22 protein-coding genes are annotated in these 20,569 nt (G+C 74.3%); 9 read left to right on the forward strand and 13 right to left on the reverse strand.

Translation table 11 applies throughout. The annotated features are described in order from the left end of the window. Nucleotides 1–120 precede the first annotated feature (120 nt). Complete coding sequence (gene gndA, locus ACF08W_RS30720; protein WP_392281270.1) at nt 121–1,563, reverse strand: NADP-dependent phosphogluconate dehydrogenase; 1,443 nt, start codon at nt 1,561–1,563, stop codon at nt 121–123. A gap of 249 nt (nt 1,564–1,812) precedes the next feature. On the opposite strand from gndA, the gene ACF08W_RS30725 reads away from it, so the two are divergent. The 3 genes from ACF08W_RS30725 (at nt 1,813) to ACF08W_RS30735 (ending at nt 5,323) form a co-directional block, all read left to right on the forward strand. Continuing rightward, nucleotides 1,813–2,412 carry a TetR/AcrR family transcriptional regulator gene (locus ACF08W_RS30725; RefSeq protein ID WP_392281271.1) on the forward strand — a complete coding sequence of 200 codons (600 nt, stop codon included), beginning with the start codon at nt 1,813–1,815 and terminating at the stop codon, nt 2,410–2,412. Between the two features lie 216 nt (nt 2,413–2,628). Continuing rightward, the gene (locus ACF08W_RS30730; protein ID WP_392281272.1) at nt 2,629–4,134 is read left to right on the forward strand and encodes an FUSC family protein; all 1,506 of its coding nucleotides are present in this window, start codon (nt 2,629–2,631) and stop codon (nt 4,132–4,134) included. Between the two features lie 112 nt (nt 4,135–4,246). Next, nucleotides 4,247–5,323 carry a lactonase family protein gene (locus tag ACF08W_RS30735; RefSeq protein WP_392281273.1) on the forward strand — a complete coding sequence of 359 codons (1,077 nt, stop codon included), beginning with the start codon at nt 4,247–4,249 and terminating at the stop codon, nt 5,321–5,323. A gap of 98 nt (nt 5,324–5,421) precedes the next feature. On the opposite strand, the gene ACF08W_RS30740 is transcribed toward ACF08W_RS30735, so the two are convergent. Both ACF08W_RS30740 and ACF08W_RS30745 read right to left on the reverse strand, forming a co-directional pair. After that, nucleotides 5,422–6,345, reverse strand: coding sequence for a hypothetical protein (locus ACF08W_RS30740; protein WP_352274517.1), 924 nt, complete (start codon nt 6,343–6,345; stop codon nt 5,422–5,424). 119 nt (nt 6,346–6,464) lie between these two features. Further along, the gene (locus tag ACF08W_RS30745; RefSeq protein WP_392281274.1) at nt 6,465–7,511 is read right to left on the reverse strand and encodes an N-acetylglucosamine kinase; all 1,047 of its coding nucleotides are present in this window, start codon (nt 7,509–7,511) and stop codon (nt 6,465–6,467) included. 126 nt (nt 7,512–7,637) lie between these two features. Here ACF08W_RS30745 and ACF08W_RS30750 point away from each other — a divergent pair, with 126 nt between their 5' ends. Next, nucleotides 7,638–8,315, forward strand: coding sequence for a uracil-DNA glycosylase (locus tag ACF08W_RS30750; protein ID WP_352274519.1), 678 nt, complete (start codon nt 7,638–7,640; stop codon nt 8,313–8,315). A gap of 76 nt (nt 8,316–8,391) precedes the next feature. Here the strand turns inward: ACF08W_RS30750 and ACF08W_RS30755 are convergent, their stop codons facing one another. Together ACF08W_RS30755 and ACF08W_RS30760 are read right to left on the reverse strand one after the other, a co-directional pair. Next, nucleotides 8,392–9,480, reverse strand: coding sequence for a WD40/YVTN/BNR-like repeat-containing protein (locus tag ACF08W_RS30755; RefSeq protein ID WP_392281275.1), 1,089 nt, complete (start codon nt 9,478–9,480; stop codon nt 8,392–8,394). Between the two features lie 104 nt (nt 9,481–9,584). Next, complete coding sequence (locus tag ACF08W_RS30760) at nt 9,585–10,106, reverse strand: GNAT family N-acetyltransferase (RefSeq protein WP_352274521.1); 522 nt, start codon at nt 10,104–10,106, stop codon at nt 9,585–9,587. 145 nt (nt 10,107–10,251) lie between these two features. On the opposite strand from ACF08W_RS30760, the gene ACF08W_RS30765 reads away from it, so the two are divergent. From ACF08W_RS30765 to ACF08W_RS30775, 3 genes are all read left to right on the forward strand, one after another. Then, entirely contained in the window at nt 10,252–10,647 is a 396-nt protein-coding gene (locus ACF08W_RS30765) for a hypothetical protein (RefSeq protein WP_385213337.1), read from the forward strand. An 87-nt stretch (nt 10,648–10,734) separates the two neighbouring features. Further along, nucleotides 10,735–11,832: an NADH:flavin oxidoreductase/NADH oxidase gene (locus ACF08W_RS30770; protein WP_392281276.1), complete on the forward strand. Its 1,098-nt coding sequence runs from the start codon at nt 10,735–10,737 to the stop codon at nt 11,830–11,832. A gap of 134 nt (nt 11,833–11,966) precedes the next feature. Beyond that, nucleotides 11,967–12,338 carry an ArsR/SmtB family transcription factor gene (locus ACF08W_RS30775; protein WP_392281277.1) on the forward strand — a complete coding sequence of 124 codons (372 nt, stop codon included), beginning with the start codon at nt 11,967–11,969 and terminating at the stop codon, nt 12,336–12,338. 4 nt (nt 12,339–12,342) lie between these two features. Here ACF08W_RS30775 and ACF08W_RS30780 read toward each other — a convergent pair whose 3' ends face one another. The 7 genes from ACF08W_RS30780 to ACF08W_RS30810 form a co-directional block, all read right to left on the reverse strand. After that, on the reverse strand, nt 12,343–12,522 hold the full coding sequence (locus tag ACF08W_RS30780) for a hypothetical protein (RefSeq protein ID WP_352274525.1): 180 nt from the start codon (nt 12,520–12,522) through the stop codon (nt 12,343–12,345). Nucleotides 12,523–12,588: 66 nt separating this feature from the next. After that, nucleotides 12,589–13,293, reverse strand: a complete 705-nt coding sequence (locus tag ACF08W_RS30785; RefSeq protein ID WP_392281278.1) for an HAD family hydrolase — start codon at nt 13,291–13,293, stop codon at nt 12,589–12,591. 60 nt (nt 13,294–13,353) lie between these two features. Then, nucleotides 13,354–14,043: a phosphatase PAP2 family protein gene (locus ACF08W_RS30790; RefSeq protein ID WP_392281279.1), complete on the reverse strand. Its 690-nt coding sequence runs from the start codon at nt 14,041–14,043 to the stop codon at nt 13,354–13,356. Between the two features lie 82 nt (nt 14,044–14,125). After that, on the reverse strand, nt 14,126–15,061 hold the full coding sequence (locus ACF08W_RS30795) for a M56 family metallopeptidase (protein ID WP_392281280.1): 936 nt from the start codon (nt 15,059–15,061) through the stop codon (nt 14,126–14,128). 85 nt (nt 15,062–15,146) lie between these two features. Continuing rightward, the gene (locus ACF08W_RS30800) at nt 15,147–15,716 is read right to left on the reverse strand and encodes a DUF5134 domain-containing protein (protein WP_352274529.1); all 570 of its coding nucleotides are present in this window, start codon (nt 15,714–15,716) and stop codon (nt 15,147–15,149) included. Nucleotides 15,717–15,856: 140 nt separating this feature from the next. Beyond that, complete coding sequence (locus ACF08W_RS30805; protein ID WP_392281281.1) at nt 15,857–16,681, reverse strand: phosphoenolpyruvate hydrolase family protein; 825 nt, start codon at nt 16,679–16,681, stop codon at nt 15,857–15,859. A gap of 57 nt (nt 16,682–16,738) precedes the next feature. Next, entirely contained in the window at nt 16,739–17,992 is a 1,254-nt protein-coding gene (locus ACF08W_RS30810; protein ID WP_385213316.1) for a Tm-1-like ATP-binding domain-containing protein, read from the reverse strand. A gap of 104 nt (nt 17,993–18,096) precedes the next feature. Here ACF08W_RS30810 and ACF08W_RS30815 point away from each other — a divergent pair, with 104 nt between their 5' ends. After that, nucleotides 18,097–19,509: a PLP-dependent aminotransferase family protein gene (locus tag ACF08W_RS30815; protein WP_392281282.1), complete on the forward strand. Its 1,413-nt coding sequence runs from the start codon at nt 18,097–18,099 to the stop codon at nt 19,507–19,509. 8 nt (nt 19,510–19,517) lie between these two features. Here the strand turns inward: ACF08W_RS30815 and ACF08W_RS30820 are convergent, their stop codons facing one another. Then, nucleotides 19,518–19,904 (reverse strand): VOC family protein, encoded by a 387-nt coding sequence (locus tag ACF08W_RS30820; RefSeq protein WP_385213310.1) that lies wholly within the window; start codon nt 19,902–19,904, stop codon nt 19,518–19,520. Between the two features lie 81 nt (nt 19,905–19,985). Between ACF08W_RS30820 and ACF08W_RS30825 the strand changes: the two genes are divergently transcribed. Beyond that, nucleotides 19,986–20,549: a GNAT family N-acetyltransferase gene (locus tag ACF08W_RS30825; RefSeq protein ID WP_385213307.1), complete on the forward strand. Its 564-nt coding sequence runs from the start codon at nt 19,986–19,988 to the stop codon at nt 20,547–20,549. Nucleotides 20,550–20,569: the final 20 nt, after the last annotated feature.

A 20,569-nucleotide genomic window follows, 5' to 3' on the forward strand; every position in this document is an offset into this window, starting at 1 on the left:
ACGGGGGCTCCGCCGGACCGCACCGGCGCATCCGGCGCGGGAAACTCGCGCCGGACGCGGCATCCGGAGGGAAGCGCTCCTCCCGCGACGTCCAGCAGGGGGTGTACTCGCGGATGCTGGTCAGCCCGTGGCGACCTCGGAGCGGTCACCGCCCCAGAGCGTGTGGAAGGAGCCCGCGCGGTCGGTGCGCCGGTAGGTGTGCGCGCCGAAGAAGTCGCGCTGGGCCTGGGTGAGCGCGGCGGGCAGCCGGTCGGCGCGCAGCCCGTCGTAGTACGAGAGCGCGGCGGCGAACCCCGGCGTCGGCACCCCCTGCCGCACCGCCTCGGCGACCACCGCGCGCCAGTCGTCCTGCGCCGCCCCGATCTCCTCGGCGAACCGCGCGTCGGACAGCAGGCTCGGCAGGTCCGGCCGGGCGTCGTAGGCGGCCCGGATACGGTCCAGGAACGCCGCCCGGATGATGCACCCCGCCCGCCAGATCGAGGCCACCGCCCCGAGGTCGATGTCCCAGCCGTACGTCTCGCTGCCGGCCCGGATCTGGTGGAACCCCTGCGTGTACGAGACGATCTTCGACGCGTACAGCGCCTGCTCCACCCGGGCGGCGAACGCCGCGGCGGCCTCCTCGCCGAGCGGGACCGCCGTCGGGCCCGCCAGATGACGGGCGGCCGCGCGCAGCTCCGCGTGCCCGGACAGCGACCGCGCGAAGACGGCCTCCGCGATCCCGGAGACCGGCACCCCGAGGTCGAGCGCCGTCTGCACCGTCCAGCGGCCGGTGCCCTTCTGCTCGGCCCGGTCCTCCACGATGTCGACGAACGGCTTGCCGGTGGCCGCGTCGGTGTGCGCCAGGACCTCGGCGGTGATCTCGATCAGGTACGAGTCGAGACGGCCGGAGTTCCAGCCCCGGAAGGTCTCGGCGATCTTCGCGGGGGAGTAGCCCGCCACGGTGCGCAGCAGATCGTACGCCTCGGCGATCAGCTGCATGTCCGCGTACTCGATGCCGTTGTGGACCATCTTCACGAAGTGCCCGGCCCCGTCCGGGCCGATGTGGGTGGTGCACGGGGTGCCGTCCTCGGCCTTGGCGGCGATCCGCTCCAGCAGCGGCCCCAGCGAGCGGTACGACTCCTCCGAGCCGCCCGGCATGATGCTCGGCCCGTGCAGCGCGCCCTCCTCACCGCCCGAGATGCCGACCCCGACGAAGTGGATGCCGCGCCCGCGCAGCTCCCGCTCCCGGCGGCGGGTGTCCTCGAAATGCGCGTTGCCGCCGTCGATGATGACGTCGCCCTCCTCCAGCAGCGGGGCGAACTCCTCGATCACCGCGTCGGTCGGCCCACCCGCCTTCACCATGACCACGAGCCGGCGCGGACGCTCCAGCGCCGCGACGAACTCCTCCGCCGTGCGCGCGGGGACGAAGGAGCCCTCGCCGCCGAACTCCTCGACCAGCGACTCGGTCCTGGCCGTGGTCCGGTTGTGCACCGCGACGGTGAACCCGTGGCGGGCGAAGTTGCGCGCGAGGTTGCGGCCCATGACCGCCAGTCCTGTGACGCCGATCTGCGCGGTACCGCTCATGGTGGTGCTCCGCAATCCGTCTCGGAAGTGCCTGGATCTTCGACAGGCCGGAGTCTCCAGTATGGGCGGGGGACGGTCCGACGGCCTGTTCGGCCTCACCCGTCCGGGCCGGGCTTCCTGTGTATATTCGGCAGATTCCTAGGCCCTGTCTTCAAAGTGCCGTCGTCCGGCCGGAGGCCGGGCCGCACGGCGGACGGCAGTTTGAGGACAGGGCCTGGAGGTATTCGGATTCCTTCGGCGGAGGTGGGGATGGCACGCGCGGGTCTCACGACCGAACGCGTCGTGGTGGCGGCGGCGGACCTGGCCGATTCCATCGGCTTCGAGAAGGTCACCCTCTCCGCGCTGGCCCGGGGCTTCGGCGTCAAGGACGCCAGCCTGTACTCGCACGTCAAGAACCTGGACGATCTACGCATCCGGGTCGCGCTGCTGGCCGCCGGGGAGTTCGTCGACCGGATCACCGACGCCGTCGCGGGCCGGGCCGGCAGGGACGCCCTGACCGGCTTCGCCGACGCCTACCGGTCCTTCGCCCTGGAGCACCCCGGGCGGTACGCGGCGACACAGATGAAGGTCGCCCCCGAGATCGTCGCCACCTCGTCCGCGTACCACCGCACCGTCGAGATCACCGGCGGAATGCTGCGCGCCTACGGACTGACCGAGCCCGACCTCACGGACGCGGTACGACTGCTGCGCAGCGCCTTCCACGGCTACTGCGCCCTGGAGGCGAGCGGAGGCTTCGGCGCGCCCCGCGAGGTGCGGGCCTCCTGGGAGCGGTCCGTCGAGGCGCTGCACTTCCTGCTGGAGAACTGGTCGGCCGCGACGGGCGGACGGGACGTTCGGAACACGCCCTGAGCCCCTGCCGCGCGCAGCTGGTCCGTTGGTCCGGACATGGCCGGGCGGAGACTCCTCTTTCTGGGCCATTGGCCCAGTCGATCGGACCTGGTTTGAACCACTAGCCCCCTGGATGCTGGGATAGATCCATCAATGGCGCTGCGGGTTCCCTCCCGGGATCCCCGCGGCGCCCTTTCCATGTCTGCGCCGGTACGGGCGTGAAAGGGGCGGGGCGCGTTGTTGAAGAGGGTGTTCGTGGCACCGGACCCGGGGCGGGTACGGCTGCGCTTCGCGAGCCGGGGCGTGCTCGGGATCGGGCTCGCCGTCGCGCTGTGCGGGGCGGCCGGGCATTCGCTGGTGGCGGCGATCACCGGTGGCCTGGCCGCGCTGCTCGCCCTGTTCACGGTGACCGACCCGACGGTGCGCAGGCAGGCGGTCACGACCGCGCTGCTGCCCGTCGCCGGACTTCCGGTGCTCGCGCTGGCCGCCGCGCTGCACGACGTCCCCCTCGCCCGTGACCTCGCGTTCCTCGCCGTCGTGGGCGCGGGGGTGTACGCGCGGCGGTGGGGGCCGCGCGGGCACGCGCTCGGCGTGTTCGCCTTCATGATGTTCTTCTCCGCGCAGTTCCTGCACACCGTGCCCGGCCAGCTCCCGGAGCTGTACGCCGCCGTGCTGCTGTCGCTGGCCACGGCCGCCGCCGTACGGTTCGGTGCCTGGTGCTACGAACGGGGCATGCCGGTCCCGGCCGCCGTCCCCGCGCCGACCGGCGGGAAGGGGCTGCTGCGGACCACGACCCGGCAGGCCGTCCAGGCGACGGTGGGCGCGGGCCTCGCCCTCGCGATCGGCCAGGCGCTCTCCGGCGAACGGTGGTACTGGGCCGTCGGCGCCACCTGGTGGGTCTTCGTCAACACCACCTCGCGCGGCGAGACGCTGGTCCGCGGGTTCCGGCGGTTCCTCGGTACCGCGCTCGGGATCGTCCTGGGATTCGCCGTCGCCGTACCGCTCCACCACGAGCCGGTGGTCGCCGCCGTGGTCGTCGCGGCCGGCGTCTTCGGGATCTTCTACACCGCCGCCGTCTCCTACACCTGGATGATGCTCGCCGTGACCGTGATGGCGAGCATGCTCTACGGACTGCTGGGCGTCCTCGACACCGGGCTGCTCGCCCTGCGGGTGGCCGAGACGGCGGTCGGCGCGCTGGGAGCCGCGGCCGCGGTACTGCTCGTGCTGCCGGTGACCACGCACGCGGTGACCGAGGCCTGGGTCGAGCGGGCGCTGCGCTGCGTGCGCGTGTGCACCGCCGAGACGGCCGCGCGGCTGGCGGGCGACGCCACCGCCGACCCGGCGCCGCGCGTCGCCGAACTGGAGGCGATCCTCGGCCGGGTGCGGCTCTCGCTCGCGCCGCTCGTGCACCCGCTCCACCCGATGAAGGCCCGCAAGAGCCGCGCCCGGCGGGTGCTCGCCCTGCTCGACGACTGCGCCCGCGAGGTGCGCGGTCTCGCCGTCGCCGCGGCCGACCCGGACGCCTCGCACGACGCGCGGCTGGCCGCCGCCTGCCGACGGGTCGAGGTCGCCGTCGAGGCGCTCACGGAGCAGCCGGTCGGCGCGGTGCGGCGCCCGTCCGCCGTCGTGCCGGAGCCGGTGGCCGGCGGGCCCGTGCTCGCCCATCTCCACGCGCTGGAGCAGGCCCTGCTCGAACTCGCCGTTCCGCTCCGCCGGGCCGCGGGGGTGCCGGTCGGCGCCTGAACCGCACCGGCCGAGGTGCTGGTCCGGACCTTTCCTCCGGCTGCTACCGTCGCCCCGAGAACCGCGGCGGGCGCGTGCCGCCGCGGCCGGCCGGCGGCAAAGGGGAGAAACGGTGACGGACACTGCGGTGAGCGGAGACGACGTCGTGGTGCGGGCATTCATCGGGTCGTTCACCTCGGCGGGCGGGCGGGGGGTCACGGCCGTCGCGGTGGACCCGGAGAGCGGAGCGCTGACCGTCCTCGGCGCCACGGACGCCGTCCCCGACCCCTCCTACCTGGCCCTGGGGCACGGGCCGGGGGGCCGCACGCTCTACGCGGTCAGCGAGACCGAACCGGGCGCGGTGGCCGCCCTGGACATCAGCGCGGACGTCCCCCGGCCGCTCGGCGGGCTCCGCCCGGTGGACGGCGACGGCCCGACCCACCTCGCGCTGGCCGCCGGCCATCTGCTCACCGCCAACTACGGTTCCGGCAGTGTCAGCGTCCTGCCGGTGCGGGCGGGCGGCACCCCCGGACCGGTGGCCTCGGTACTGCCGCACACGGGCAGCGGACCGGACCGCGACCGGCAGCTCGCCCCGCACGCCCACCAGGTCCTGCCCGACCCCTCGGGCAACTGGGTGCTCGGCGTGGACCTCGGCACCGACTCGGTACGGGTCTGCGCCCTCGACCCGGCGACCGGGGAACTGCGCGTGCACGACGAGACACGGCTGCGGCCGGGCACGGGCCCGCGCCATCTGGCCTTCCACCCGGAGGGCGGCCACGCCTACGTACTGAACGAACTCGCCCCGACCGTCACCGTGTGCCGGTGGAACGCCGCCGCCGGCGCCCTCGAACCGGTCGGGGAGACCTCCGTGCTCCCCGAGGGGGCGGGGGACGGCGCCGCGCCGACCTACCCCTCGGAGGTGGTCGTCTCCCACGACGGACGGTTCCTCTGGACCGCCAACCGGGGCGCCGACACCCTCTCGGTCCTCGCGCTCGATGCCACGGGGGAGCGGGCGACCCTCGTCACCACCGTGGACTGCGGGGGCCACTGGCCGCGCGACCTCGTCCTCGACCCCACCGGGCGCCGCCTGTACGCGGCCAACGAGCGCTCCGGCGACGTCAGCTGGTTCGACATCGACCCGGAGACCGGCGTCCCGCGCCGTGCGGGCTCGCTGGCCGCCCCGGCCGCGTCCTGCGTGATCTTCGCCTGACACCGCGCCGCGCACACAACACGATCGCCGTACGGGTCCGGAGAACCGGACCCGTACGGCGATCGTGGACGGACGGGCCGTGCCTGCCCGGCACCGGGTCAGTGCGCCTGAGCACCCTGCGGCGCGGTCGGCGTGATGCCGAGCGTCGTCATGTACATCGAGAGCACGAGCTTGCCGATGGCCGGGTACGCGCCGAGCGGCTCGGCGACCGGGCAGCCGGCCTCCTTCGCGGCGGCGTCCAGCAGCCCCTCGGCCACCTCCGGGCCGACCAGGTACGGGGCCACCGCGAGCTGCACCGAGCCGGAGCCGGTGAGCTGCTCGGCGATCGAGGCGACGGAGCCCTCGACGTCGAGCGCCGCGGCCATCACCGGCACCGCCAGACGGGCGGCCAGCAGCATGCCGGTGATCCCGGCCGCCTGCACGGCCTCGTCGCCCCCGACCGTGGCCAGCACGATGCCGTCGGCGGCGGTCGCCACCGTGAAGAGCCGCGCCCGGTCGGCGCGGGCCAGACCGGCCTCCGAGAGCCGTACGTGCAGCGCCTCCGCGAGCAGCGGGTGCGGGCCGAGCACATCGGTCAGCTCGACCTGCGTACCGCTGTCCATGACGGCCTGTCGTATCCGCCGGATCAGGGAGCTGTCCGGCCCCGCGAGCAGCGGCACGACGACCGCCGACGGACCCTCGGGCTCGGGCACCTCGCGGCCCGCCGCCCGCGCCTGCTCGTAGCGCGCGACGCGCTCGGCGGCGCAGTGCGTGAGGACGGCGCCGAGCGCCGGGTACTCGTCGTCGCCGCCGTCGAGGTAGCCGATCCGGGCGTTGAGGCCGGGCAGCTCGGAACGGGCGATGCTGATCACCTCTTCGGCCAGGCTGCGCGTGGCCGGAGAGGGGGTACCGGGAACAGCGAGGACGAGCGCTGCGGCGCCCTCGGGTGCGACCACGGGCTCCGGGCGGCGGTGCCGTCCGGACTGGCGAGGTCGCGGCATTCGTACAGGCAGGCCGGAAGCGGGCCCAGTGGGGGTGCTCATGGCGCCGCATGCTACTGGTTTTGGGTATGCCTCTGTTCGGGGAGGGCCCGGACAGGCGTTATCTGTCCACTTTTATCCGATGAGTGGCTTAACTGGTGACTGTCCCGCTCTGTCGCCGCCTACTCGCTCCCCTGTCCAGGCTCTTCACCCGCGACCCGCAGCAGCGTCGGGTGGAGCGGCAGCCGCAGATCCCCGACCGCCAGCGCCCGCGCGATGGACAGCGCGCCGGTCAGCGGATCACCCGATCCGGGGACGGCCCTGGCCTGCGGAACCTGCCGGGACAACTCCTCGCGCAGCGGCACCAGGAGCGGATCGCCCATCCGGAACAGGCCGCCCGTCAGCGCCACTTCGCACGGCTCGCCGGCGGCCCCCGCCGCCGGGCAGACCGCCGCGGCCGCCTCCGCGATGTGCGCCGCGGCCTCGCGCAGGATGCCTGCGGCGACCGGGTCGTCCCCGGCGCACGCGGCGACCTCGGGCGCGAACGAGGCCAGCACGGCGGGCCGGTCGGTCCGGGGATAGAGCAGCGCGGGCAGCCCCGGCGCGGGTCCGAACACCGCCTCCAGCCGGGACAGCAGCGCGGCGGACCCGCCGCGCCGCCCGTCGTGGGCGCGCATCGCCGCGTCCAGCCCGGCCCGGCCGATCCAGGCCCCGCCGCCGCAGTCGCCCAGCAGATGGCCCCAGCCGTCGGCCCGGCGCCAGCCCACCAGATCCGTGCCCAGCGTGATCATGCCGGTTCCGGCGGCCACGACCGCCCCCGGACGCTGGCCGACCGCGCCCGCGTACGCCGTCACCGCGTCGGCGGCCAGCGCCAGCCGCCGCACCCCGAGCGCCTGTTCCAGGGCGGCGGGCAGTTCGGTGCGCAGCCGCTCGCCGAGGGTGGCCATACCGGCCGCGCCGATCGCGACGGTGTCCACCCCGGCGTCCTCCCCGGCGCCGCTCCGCGCCAGCAGGCTCCGGACGGCGGGCAGGAGTTGTTCCAGCAGATGGCCCGCGTCGATCCCGGCGGGCCCGGTGCGGACCGGGGCCTCGCACACCGCCGTCGCCACCGGGGCCGCCGCGTCGGCGGTGCCCAGCGCGATGCGCAGACCCGAGCCCCCCGAGTCCACGCCGAGCACCCGGCACCCCGGTGCGGCGGTGGCTTCGGGCGACGGCCGCGATGCGCTCATGTCCGGCTCCAGGGAGAGGGGGAAGACGAATGACGGCGGCAGCCTATCCCCAGGTCCCGGAGTGCGGTCCCAGGGAGCGGCGTTCGCGGGCGGGGCTGTCCGTGTACGCCGGTAGAGTGACGTTTCGTGGCACCACGACCGTTGAACGAAGTAGTCGAGCCCGGCTGGGCCGAAGCACTCGCCCCGGTGGCCGGACGCATCGCGGCGATGGGTGATTTCCTGCGCGCCGAAGTGGCGGCCGGGCGCACCTATCTGCCGTCCGGGGCGAACGTGCTGCGCGCGTTCCAGCAGCCCTTCGACGAGGTACGCGTCCTGATCGTCGGTCAGGACCCCTATCCGACCCCGGGGATGGCGGTGGGGCTGAGCTTCTCCGTCGCCCCCGAGGTGACGCGGGTCCCCGGCAGTCTGGAGAACATCTTCCGGGAGATGCATACCGACCTCGGGCTCCCTCGTCCGTCCAACGGCGACCTGACGCCCTGGACGCGGCAGGGCGTTCTGCTGCTGAACAGGGCGCTCACCACCGCTCCCCGCAAGCCGGCGGCGCACCGGGGCAAGGGCTGGGAGGAGGTCACCGAGCAGGCGATCCGGGCCCTGGCCGCGCGCGGCAAGCCGCTGGTGTCCGTGCTGTGGGGGCGGGACGCCCGCAATCTCCGGCCGTTCCTCGGCGACTACCCGGCGATCGAGTCCGCCCACCCCTCGCCCATGTCCGCGGACCGGGGCTTCTTCGGCTCGCGCCCGTTCAGCCGCACCAACGAGCTGCTGCTCGGCCAGGGCGCCCAGCCGGTCGACTGGCGGCTGCCGTAGGCGGCGCCCTCCGTACCCCGGCCATCCGAGGCGCGGGGGCGGGACCGGCCCGCGCCGCCCCCGCCCCTCCGGCGCGTCAGGCGTCGATCACCGCCGCCCGCACGCACAGCACGTCCGGCAGGTGGGCGGCGAGCTGCTGCCAGCTGTCGCCGTCGTCCGCGCTGGCGTACACCTCGCCGTTGCGGTTGCCGAAGTAGACGCCGGCCGGATCGGCGTCGTCCGTGCACAGGGCGTCGCGCAGCACGGTGCCGTAGTGCGTCTCCTCGGGCAGGCCCGTCGACAGCGGCTCCCAGCTGGCGCCCGCGTCACCGGTGCGGAACACCCGGCAGCGGTGTTCGGCGGGCACCCGGTCGGCGTCGGCGTTGATCGGGAAGACGTACACGGTGTCCGCGCGGTGCGGGTGGGCGGCGGCGGCGAAGCCGAAGTCGGAGGGGAGGCCCTGGCCGATGTCGGTCCAGTGGTCGCCCGCGTCGTCGCTGCGGAAGACGCCCCAGTGGTTCTGGAGATAGAGCCGGTCGGGGTCGACGGCGTCCCTCGTCACCTTGTGGACGCACTGGCCGAACTCCGGGTCGGGGTCGGGGAGGAAGACGGCGGAGACCCCCTTGTTGGCCGGTGCCCAGCTGGCGCCGCCGTCCTCGGTGCGGAACACCCCGGCCGTGGAGACGGCCACGGTCACGGCGCGGGGGTCCCTGCGGTCCGTCAGGATCGTGTGCAGCCCCTCACCGCCGCCGCCCGGCACCCAGCGCGAGCGCGTCGGATGCTCCCACAGCGGGCGGACCAGCTCGAACGACTCCCCTCCGTCCTCGGACCGGAACAGCGCGGCCGGTTCGGTGCCCGCGTACACGACGCCGGGCGCCTCCGGCCCGGCCGGGTGCAGCTGCCAGACCCGCTCCAGGGACGCCCCGGTGAACGGGGGGAACTTCACGGCGGGCTTCTCCGGCTCGATCCAGCTGCGGCCCAGGTCGTCGGAGTGGAAGACCGACGGGCCCCAGTGCGCGCTGTCACCCCCGGCCAGGAGGCGCGGGACCTTTCCGCGGGTGTCGATGGCCACCGAGTAGATCGCCTGGGCATTGAAGTACGGGCCGTCGAACTCCCACGTACCACCGTGCCTGCGGCCGATGAAGAGTCCCTTGCGGGTGCCCACGGTGAGCAGTAAGTCGGTCATGACCGAACCTCCCGAAACGCCGTTGTGCCGGATACGGGCCAGTCTGCACCCGGCCACTGACAGTGGCCCGCAGGTCGCCGCCGACACCTGGTCCGGTCCGGGCCCTACCCGGGACGGCCGGCCTCCTCGGAGCAGGTCAGGACCAGGGTCGTGCCGCCGTCGTCCTCCGTGATGTCCCGGACGTGCCGGAAGCCGATCCGCTCCAGCAGCGCCACCGAGGCGGTGTTCCCGGCGGCCACCGTGGCGTGCACCTCGGACAGGCCGAGCGTGTCGAACCCGTACCGGGTCAGGGCCCGCGCGGTCTCGGTGCCGAAACCGTGCCCCCACGCCGGGGCGGCGAGCGCGTACACGATCTCGTGGCCGTCCACGCTCGAGGACGGCTTGATCTCCGCGTGGCCGATGAAGCGGCCGTCGTGCCGGACCGCCCAGACGTCGAACAACTCCCGCGCGTAGACCTTGCTGAAGATCCGCCCGAACAGGGCGCGGTCCTCGGCCTCGGTCTGGAGTCCTTCCCCCATCCACCGGGCGACCGACGCGTCCTGGAACAGTCCGACGAAGTCCTCCTCGTCGGCGGGGGTGTACGGCTCCAGGCGCAGGCGTGCGGTGTGCAGGACAGGGGTCGTCATGGCCGCAGACGGTACGCACGGCCGTCCGGGGTCCGCAACGCAATACCGGGGGACGGCGGCGGAAGTGGCGCCGGGCGCCCCCTGCACCGCAGGCTGGACCGGGCCGGCGGACCGCGTCGGCCCGGCGGGACGGAGGAGTGGAGCGATGGTGAGCGGTGTCGAGGACGTCGAGGGGCGCGGAGCGGTCCTGGAGGTGGACCCGGCCGGGGCACGGGTCGGGATCAGGGCGGCGGGGCCCGCGGGCGGCGTCTCGCTGTTCTGCACCCCCGAGCGGGCCCGGGAGCTGGCGGCCGAGCTGCTCCGCGCGGCGGACGAGGCCGACCGCGCCGGCACCGTACGGCTCGTGACCGTTCAGGCGTGTGAGCTGCGCCGGGGGGACGTGCGGGACGGCGAACGCACCATGACCGTGGAGGCGGTCCGGGTCGACGGCGCCACCGCCCAGGTCACCTGGCGGTCGGGGGCCGGGCGGAGCTGGACCCAGGGCTATGACGCGGCGGCCGCCATCACGCTCCGGCGGCGCGGCGACGGATCCCGAATCTAGTACGAGAGGCTTCGTACTTTGATGAATGTCGTAGTACGATGACTGCCGTAGTAGTGATCCTTCGCAGTCGTCGAAACGGAGTCCGATGTGAGTGCCCTCTTCGAGCCCTACACCCTGCGGTCGCTCGTTGTTCCCAACCGGGTCTGGATGGCACCCATGTGCCAGTACAGCGCCGCACCGGAGGGTCCGGAGACCGGTGTCGCGACCGACTGGCACTTCGCGCACCTCGCGGCGCGCGCCATCGGGGGAACGGGGCTCATCCTCACCGAGGCGACGGCCGTCAGCCCCGAGGGCCGGATCAGCCCCAGCGACCTCGGCATCTGGAACGACACCCAGGTCGCCGCGTTCCGCCGGATCACGGACTTCATCAAGAGCCAGGGCTCCGTTCCCGGGATCCAGCTCGCCCATGCCGGACGGAAGGCCTCCACCGCGGCCCCCTGGCTGGGCGGCGCCCCGGTCGGACCGGAGGCGCACGGCTGGACGCCGGTCGCCCCGAGCCCGCTGCCGTTCGACGACGGCCACCCCGTGCCGCACGAGCTGACCACGGACGGGATCCGCGAGGTCGTCGACAGCTTCCGCGAGGCCGCCCGCCGCGCCCTCGACGCCGGGTTCCAGGTCGCCGAGGTGCACGGCGCCCACGGCTACCTCGTCGGGCAGTTCCTCTCCCCGTACAGCAACCGGCGCACCGACGAGTACGGCGGCAGCTTCGAGAACCGCACCCGCCTCGCCCTGGAGATCGTCGACGCGGTCCGCGAGGTCTGGCCCGAGGAGCTGCCGGTGCTCTTCCGGATCTCGGCCACGGACTGGCTCACGGAGGACGAGGAGGACGACCGCGAGGGGTGGACGGTCGACGAGACCGTGCGCCTGGCCGGGCTGCTCCAGGCCCACGGCGTCGATCTGCTGGACGTCTCCAGCGGCGGGAACGCCCCGAGGGTCCGCATCGCGACCGGGCCGGGCTATCAGGTCCCCTTCGCCGAGCGGGTCAGGGCCGAGACCTCGCTCCCGGTGGCGGCGGTCGGTCTGATCACCGAACCGCAGCAGGCCGAGGAGATCATCACCGAGGGGCGGGCGGACGCCGTCCTGCTCGGCCGCGAACTGCTGCGCGACCCGTCATGGGCCCAGCGCGCGGCCCGTGAGCTGGGTGGCGAGCTGCGCACCCCGGACCAGTACCTCCGCGTCGTCTGACCGCCCCGCCCGGTCCGGGTGCGCGACCGGCGGGAAGGGGCGCGGGCGGGGCGGCGGGGGCGCCTCGGACTTCGACGTGTCTCGTATCATGGGCACCCGCACGGGCCCGTGCACATCCAGGAAGTGGAGCCGCCGTGACCCCCGCCAGCGCCCCCGCCGCCGAGGCCGGCGGCCGGGTACTCGACCATCCGGCACGGGACGAGATCCGCGTTGAGGCGGTGCTGCACGCGCTCTCCGACCCGGTGCGTCTGCGTATCGTCCGCGAGCTGGCCGCCGCCGAGTCCGAACTCAGCTGCTCCTGCTTCGACCTCCCGGTGACCAAGTCGACGACCACGCACCACTTCCGGGTGCTCCGCGAGAGCGGCATCGTCCAGCAGGTCTACCGGGGCACGGCCAAGATGAACGGCCTGCGGCGGGACGATCTGGAGGAGCTGTTCCCCGGGCTGCTCGACCACGTGCTGGACGCGGCCGCCCGCCAGGCGCGGCGCATCGGCGAGGAACGCTGAGCCGTCAGGCGGCGGGCCGGGAGGAGTCGCCCGTCGCCGCGGCCCACTCCACCAGCAGCCGCTGGTACTGCTCCTCGTCCTCCGGGGACAGGCAGCCGCCCGAGCGCTGCCACAGGTCACGGATTTCTTCGTTCACCGCGGCGGCGGTGCGCGTGGAATCGGAGGAGCACGAAGAACGGGACATGGTTACAGGCTAAGGCCACGATGTGACAATCGGACCCATTGCGCGTCAGGGACATCTCTCACATGCCTACCGGGGAACGCCCGGTACCAGTTCGAGCGTCCGCAGTCCGCCGGGCCGCTCCGACACCGGCAGATGCCGGACGAACCGCACGTGACAGCCGATCGCGGCTGCTCCGCCGTCCGCCTCCCGGTCGTCCCCGACCATCACCACATCGGCCGGATCCAGTCCGAGAGATGTGCAGGCCATGTGGAAAATTCGTGGGTCCGGCTTCTGGATACCGTGCTCGAACGACAGGACGTAGGTGTCGATCAGGCCGTCGAGGCCGTGCCCCCGGAAGACCGGGCGCAGGTCCCAGCCGATGTTGCTGACCACGCCGACCCGGACACCCTTCCCGCGCAACGCCCCGAGGACCTCGGCCGCGTCCGGGTAGGGCTGCCAGGCGGCGGGCGTCCGGTGCCGCTCGTACAGCGCGTCGTACAGCCCCGGGTCCGGGAGCGCCACCTGGCGGGCCAGAGCGGTGTACGTCTCCCGGTGCGCCCGCGCGCTCTCGTCCCGGCCGGCCCACAGGGCGGCGAGCGGGGCCGGGACGTGCCGGGGAGCAGGGCCGCCCGGCAGGGCCCCGGCGGCTTCCAGGCCGGCCGCGTACCGCTCGAAGGCGGATTCGTCCACCGTGACGCCGCGCTCGGTGAGGACCGCGCGGAGCCAGGAACGGACCGGCTCGATACGGAAGAGGGTCCCGGAGAAGTCGAACAACACGCCCTTGATCTGCATGATCGCGATACTTCCCGGTCCGCGCGACACACCGCAAGGGGGCCGGTCCGGGCCGGTGGCTCACCGCGTACGCGCCCCGCCGCGCCGCTCGTACCACCCGAACCCGGCGACCGAGAGACCCACCAGGGCCGCCCCCAGCAGCCAGCCGCCCAGCACGTCGCTCAGCCAGTGGACCCCCAGGTAGAGCCGGGTCACCCCCACCCCGACGACGGAGACGCCCGCCACGGCCAGCGCCCCGCGCCACAGCCGGGGCCCGGCACCGTACCGGCGCAGCAGCCACAGCAGCAGCCCCCAGCTCACCACGGCCGTCAGCGCGTGGCCCGAGGGGAACGCGGCGTAGTGCGCGGAGTCCACCGGGTCGGGCCAGCGCGGCCGCTCCCGGCCGACCGCGGACTTCAGCCCCTGCTGCGCCAGCGTGCCCAGCAGGCTCGTCGCCGCCACCCACACCGCGAGCGGCCGGGCCCCCCGCCACCACAGCGTCACCACCGCCACGGCGATCAGGGCCCGCATGGTCCACGGGTCCCAGAACCAGTCGGTCAGGACCCGGTTGACGTGCACCAGCCCCGGCTCGGTCACCGCTCCGCGGTGCAACGTGTCCGCGACGGTGCGGTCCAGGACCATCAGCGGTGACCACCGCACGGCCACGAGGGCCAGCAGGGCCAGGAAGAGCAGCCCGCAGACCGTGCCCGCGCGCAGCGCGGTGAGCCGGTGGTGGCGGAGGGGAGGCGGGGCGAGCGGGGTGGACGGCATGGAGCGATCCTCGCGGACGACGGGCCGCCGCGGCCACCACAGAGCCTTGTGGCGGCGCACTTTCGACGCCGGGGCCGGTGCGCTATCGCAGTGCGCTGAGCCCGGGGAGGAACGCGATCAGCAGCGGGACCACCGGAACCAGCGCGGCCGCGGCGGTCAGCCGGAGCCTGCGCCCGGTGGTGAGCCGGTCCGCCGGGGTCAGCAGCCGGTTCACCCGCATCGGGAGCTGTGCGCCCGGCGTCGGGCACGGGCCGAACACCCCGCGGTCCTCGTTCAGTTCCACCAGGGCCAGGGCGATCGTGAGCCGCCCGAAACGCTTGGACGCCACGTCGTCCGCGGCCAGTTCGACCAGCCGGTGCATCTCGTCGCGGAACGCCGCGAAGACCGGGACCTGCGGGAACCCGGAGGCCAGGGCGCCGGAGCAGTGCAGCAGCCAGTCGTGGCGCGCCTTCGCGTGCCCCTGCTCATGGGCGAGTACCGCGTCGAGCTGACGGCCTTTCAGGCGCCGGAGTGCCGTGGTGGTGATGACCAGTTGAGGGGCGGCGCCCGGCAGCCACCAGGCATCCGGACGGTCACCCTCCAGCACCACCAGACGGGCGCTGCCGGCCTCCTCGCCGGGCAACAGCGGGGCCCGCACCAGCAGTTCGGCACGCCGTGTGCGCCGTCGCACCCGGGCCCGGCGGATCTCCCGGGTCAGCATCACCGCCGACCAGACGCCGCCGAGCGCCAGCAGCACCGCCATCGCCGCCGACCAGGAGCCGTGCCCGCCGAGCGCGTACGCCTCCACCACGGCCCGCGGCGCCGGAGCGAACACATGGCCGCGCACCGCCTGCCAGGCGGCGGCGGCGCTGAACGTCATGGAGAGCGCGAACGAGACCAGCACCCCGGCCACCGCGCACTGCCACACCCAGAGCGCCACCACGGGCTCGCGCTCCGGCCACCGTGCCCGGGCCATCAGCCGCGGGGTCAGGACGGCGGCCAGTGCACCGAGCAGCAGCAGTGCGAGGGAGACCAACATGGAGCCAGCCTATGAGGGGCGCGGCGGCCACGGGTATGGCCGTGCACGGCAAGTGACGCACGCCACGGTTTGCCGGGCGGTCGTCTCACAGGCCGAGCAGCATCGCGAACATCGCCATCCCCATCGTCAGCCGGCAGGCGAGGGCCAGCTCGGGCCGGGTGGCCCAGCCTCCCGCGGCGCCGCCGCCGGACGCCGCGGCCACGGGTATCAGCCGCGCCCCCGACCGCAGCACGTACACCGCGAAGTAGGCCAGCAGCCCCCCGGTCAGCAGCGGGACGCCTCCCGCCACCGCCGCCCCGTGGCCCGCGTGGACGCCGTGCCCCGCGCCCGCACCGGGCGCCATCGTCAGCGCCATGTAGACCATCGCCACGGAACCGACCAGGTGATGCAGATGGTGCCGGTCGAGCCGGGCGAACCAGAGGGCGCGCAGGGCGGCCCCGCCGAACAGCACCGCGTACACCGCCCAGCCCCAGGCGGGCGGCGGCACGACGGCCGCGGGCACGGCCATCGCCGCCATGCCGAAGCCCATCAGCGCCTCCGCGCGCGCCGCCCTGCGCCCCTCCCCGCTCTCGCCCCGGGTGCGCAGCAGGCAGTAGGCCCCCGCCGCCGCGCACAAGGCCATCAACAACCAGCCCGGAACCACCGGTCCGTGCACGGCACACCCCCTGGACGTACGACGCGGTACCCCCAAGGTCGATGCCCGTACGGGAACTGCCGTACGCGGCGCACTGGGGTACAGGGGGAGCGCGCGGAGGGAGCGTTCCCTCCGCGCGCGGTGCGGTTCCGGCCCCGGGGTCAGTCGAGCGTGAGGGCCTTGAAGGCGCGCGCCTGCTCGGTGATGGCCAGCTCGGTGGGCAGCCGTTCCATGGACGAGGCGCCGAAGAACCCGGCGATCCCCGAGGTGTGCTCCAGGACGTAACGGGCGTCCTCGGGTTCGGCTATCGGGCCGCCGTGGCAGAGCACGACGATCTCCGGATTGACCCGCTTGGCCGCGTCGTGCATCTCCTGCACGGCGGTGGCGGCCTCGTCGAGCGTGAGCGCGGTCGCGGCGCCGATCGAGCCCTTGGTGGTCAGCCCGACGTGCGGAACGAGCACATCGGCACCGGCCCGCGCCATCGCGGCCGCCTGATCCGGGTCGAACACATAGGGAGCGGTGAGCAGATCGCGCTCATGGGCCTGGCGGATCATGTCGACCTCCAGGCCGAAGCCCATCCCGGTCTCCTCCAGGTTCTCCCGGAACTTCCCGTCGTACAGGCCGACGGTCGGGAAGTTCTGCACACCGGTGAAGCCCACGGCCTTCAGCTGGTCGAGGAAGTTGCCCATGATCCGGAACGGGTCGGTGCCGCACACCCCGGCGAGCACCGGGACGTCCCGCACCACCGGCAGGACCTCGCCCGCCATGTCGAGCACGATGGCGTTGGCGTCACCGTAGGGCAGCAGGCCCGCCAGCGAGCCGCGGCCGGCCATCCGGTAGCGGCCGGAGTTGTAGATGATCAGCAGGTCGACGCCGCCGGCCTCCGCGCACTTGGCGGACAGACCGGTGCCCGCGCCCGCCCCGATGACGGCCCGGCCGGACCGGACCTGTTCGGTCAGTCGGGCCAGTGCTTGTGTGCGGTTCACGGATGAGCTCCTGTTCGGACGAGAGGTGTTCATGGGGTGGTCGGTGGGCGCGGCTGCTCAGGACCGAGCGCGGGCCGCGCCGTGCGCCGTGATCAGCTGGTGGAGGTGGTCGGCGGCGGCGACGGCGAACGACGGGTCGTTGAGGTGGGCGCCGATCTCCCGCAGGTCCACGGCACTGCCGCGCACCGCGTCCCGCAGGGCGGCGAGCCCGGCCGCGTCGGCCTCCGGATCGTGGAACGGGCCGCCCGGGGCGTCCACGGCGGAGACACCGCCCAACGGCCACAGCACCGCCGTCGGGCCGTGGGCCGCGGCCAGCTTCCGTCCCATCGAGGCGCCCAGCTCGGCCATCTCGCCGGGCGTGGTGCGCATCAGGGTGACGGTCGGGTTGTGGACCAGGAGACGGCGGTCGGCGAACCGCTCCGGGACGGTGTCGGCGGGGCCGAAGTTCACCATGTCCAGCGCCCCGGGCGCGACCACCTGCGGCACCCCGGCCAGGCCCGCCGCGGTCAGCCGGTCCGGCCCCGCGCTCAGCACCCCGCCGACCAGGTCGTCCGCCAGTTCGGTGGTGGTCAGGTCCAGCACACCGGCGAGGAACCCGCCCGCCGTGAGCTTCTCCAGCGCCCGGCCGCCGGCCCCCGTGGCGTGGAAGACCAGGACCTCGTACCCCAGCTCGTCCAGCCGCTGCCGGGCGGCGTCGACGGCGGCGGTGGTGACGCCGAACTGGCTGGCACCGACCAGCGGACGCCCCTGGGGGCCCGGGTTGCGCAGGCTCCGCTCGTGGTGGACGGCCATGCCGGCCGCCGCCGCGGCCGCGTTGCCCAGGATCTGCGACGACACCGAGTTGATGCCCGCCACGTCGACGACGCTGTACATCATCGTGATGTCGCTGCTGCCCACGTACGGCGACACGTCCCCGCTCGCCATGGTGGACACCAGCACCTTGGGGACGCCGATCGGCAGCGCCTGCATGGCGCGCGCGGCGATGAACGAACCACCGCTCCCGGCCACGGCCAGCACCGCGTGGAGCTGCCCCTCCCGGTGCAGATCGCCCACGATCCGCTCCACGCCCTCGGCCATCGCGGTGACCGCCGCTCCCCGGTCCCCGGCGGCCCGCAGCGCGTCCAGACCGTGCCCGGCGCGGCGCGCGACGGCCGCCGCGTCGATGTCGCCCGCCGGGCCGTCGATGGGCGAGGGCATCACCCCGGCGTCGACGAGCACCACGTCGCAGCCGGCCTCACGAATCCGCTCCGACAGCCACGCGTACTCCGCCCCCTTGGTGTCCAGTGTCCCGACGAGCACCACGGTCGCCATGTCTCGCTCCTTTGCAACGGCGTCCTCCCGATCATGTGCGAGCCGCCCGGCAGCGGCAAAGACCACTTGACGGCAATTGGCCTGCGTCGGGCGATGATGGGGCCATGGAGCGGATTCCTCCCACCCGGCTCTCCCGCCTGCTGACCGGGTGGTCCAAGGACGGCACCGGCGCGTTGCCCGCGCTGCTCGCCGCGGCGCTGCGCGAACTCGCCGAGCGCGGGGACGTCGCGCCGGGCACGGTGCTGCCCTCCCAGCGGGCCCTGGCCGCGGCGCTGGGCGTCAGCCGTTCCACGGTGACGGCCGCGTACGGTCTGCTGGAGGCCGGCGGACAGCTGGAGAGCAGACGGGGCAGCGGCTCCCGGCTGCGGGGCTCGGGGGCGGTGGGCCGGCCCGTCACCGAGGGGCGGCTGGCCAGCTTCGGGACCAGGGACGGCGTCATCGACCTGTCGAGCGGCGCCCTCGACGGGCTGCCCGCCGTCGCGGCGGCCGCCGACGCGCTCTCGGCCGCCGACCTCACCACCGCGGTGACCGGGGACGGGTACCTCCCGTACGGGCTGCCCGAACTCCGCGAGGCGATCGCCGGTTACCACCGGTCGGCGGGGCTGCCGACCAGCGCCGACCAGATCCTGGTGACCGCCGGCTCCCAGCAGGCCGTCTGGCTGATCACCCAGGGCCTGGTCGAGCCCGGCGACACCGTGGTCGTCGAGGACCCGACCTACCGCGGCGCCCTCGAAGCACTGCGCGCCCGGGGCGCCCGGCTCGTCCCCCTGCCCGCCGACGGCCCGCACGGCGCCGCCGCACTGGCCCGGCTGACCGGTCACGTCCGCCCGCGCCTGGTCTACCTCCAGCCCTCGCTCCACAACCCCACCGGGCGCGCCGCCGACGAGGCCGCCCGCCGCGCCTGGGCCGCCGTCCTCACCGACCAGGGCCTGTACACGGTGGAGGACAACGCCTACGCCGAACTGGCCCTGCACCACGACGCCGCGCCCGCCCCGCTGGCCGGGCTGCTGCCGCCCGCCGCCACGGCCACCGTCGGCACCCTCTCCAAGCTCTTCTGGGGCGGCCTGCGGATCGGCTGGATCCGCGCCTCCACCCCGGTCGTCCGCCGCCTCGCCGACATCAAGAAGTCCATCGACCTGTCCTGCCCGGTGGTGGACCAGCTCCTCGCGGTGACGCTGCTCCGGCAGCTCCCCGAGGCCAGGGCGCGCCGCCGCGCCCGGCTGCGGGAACGCCTCGCGGAGACCGAACGCCTCCTGCGGGACCAGGGCACCGGCTGGCGGTGGCGGCGCCCCGACGGCGGCTCCGCCCTCTGGGTCGAGCTGCCCGGTGCCGACGCCGAGGCCACCGCCCAGCTGGCCCGCCGCGCGGGCGTACTGATCGTCCCCGGACCGGCCTTCTCCGCCGTGGACGGCTTCCGGCACCATGTGCGGCTCCCGTTCGCCGACCGGGACGGCGCCCTGGCCAGGGCCCTGCCGGTACTCGTCGACTGCGCGGAACGCAGCCGCGCCGCGCACTGACGGAGGCGTCAGGGGCGGTAGCGCAGCGGATGGCCGGCCGGCACCTCCACCACGACGATCCGGTGCCCGTCCGGATCGGCGATCCACATCTCGACCAGCCCCCACGGCTCGCGCACCGGCTCCCGCAGCACCTCGACGCCGCGGCCGGACAGCTCCACGTGCGCCGCCCGTACGTCCGCGACCTGCATCCACAGTTCGAGACCGGGCACCGGTGGCCCGGCGGCCCGCCCGGACACCTCCAGGAAGCCCCCGCCGAGGAAATAGACCGTGCCCCGCTCGGGGCCGGTGCCGAACTCCCGGTACACGGGCAGCCCGAGCCGCTCGCCGTAGAACCGCCGTGACCGTTCGGGGTCGACCGGATGCAGCAGGACCCGGCTGCTCAGTACGTGCACCATGCCCGGACTCTAAGGGGCCCGTTCCCGGGGTTACGCTGCTCCGGCACGGCCGTGAGAGTGAAGAGACGGAGAACCACCACGATGGACGCAGTTTCCGCCCGGGAACCCGGACAGCCGACCTTCCGCGACGCGGTCGACGCCGATGTGCCCGCGCTGGTGGCGCTGATCGAGTCGGCGTACCGGGGGGATGCCAGCCGGGCCGGATGGACCACCGAGGCGGACATCCTCCAGGGGCAGCGGACCGACCCCGACGGGGTGCGCCGGATCGTCGAGTCGCCCGGCAGCCGGCTGCTCGTGGTGGAGCGAGACGGCGTGCTCGTCGCCTGCTGCCAGCTCGAACACCGCGACACCGCCGCCTACTTCGGCATGTTCGCGGTCCGTCCGGAACTCCAGGGCGAGGGGCTCGGCAAGGTGATCATCGCCGAGGCCGAGCGCACCGTCCGCGAGGGCTGGGGCGTGCGCGAGATGCACATGACCGTGATCTCGGTCCGGGACGAACTGATCGCCTGGTACGAGCGGCGCGGCTACCGCCGTACGGGCGAGCTCAGCCCGTTCCCGTACGGCGACGAGCGCTTCGGCATCCCGCAGCGCGACGACCTCGCCTTCGAGCTGCTCGTCAAGGACCTCGCCACCGGAGCGGCGTAGCGGCCCGCCGCCGGTGACCG

The organism is Streptomyces sp. NPDC015144, from assembly GCF_043079735.1.
In the GTDB taxonomy this organism is placed as follows: Bacteria; Actinomycetota; Actinomycetes; order Streptomycetales; family Streptomycetaceae; genus Streptomyces.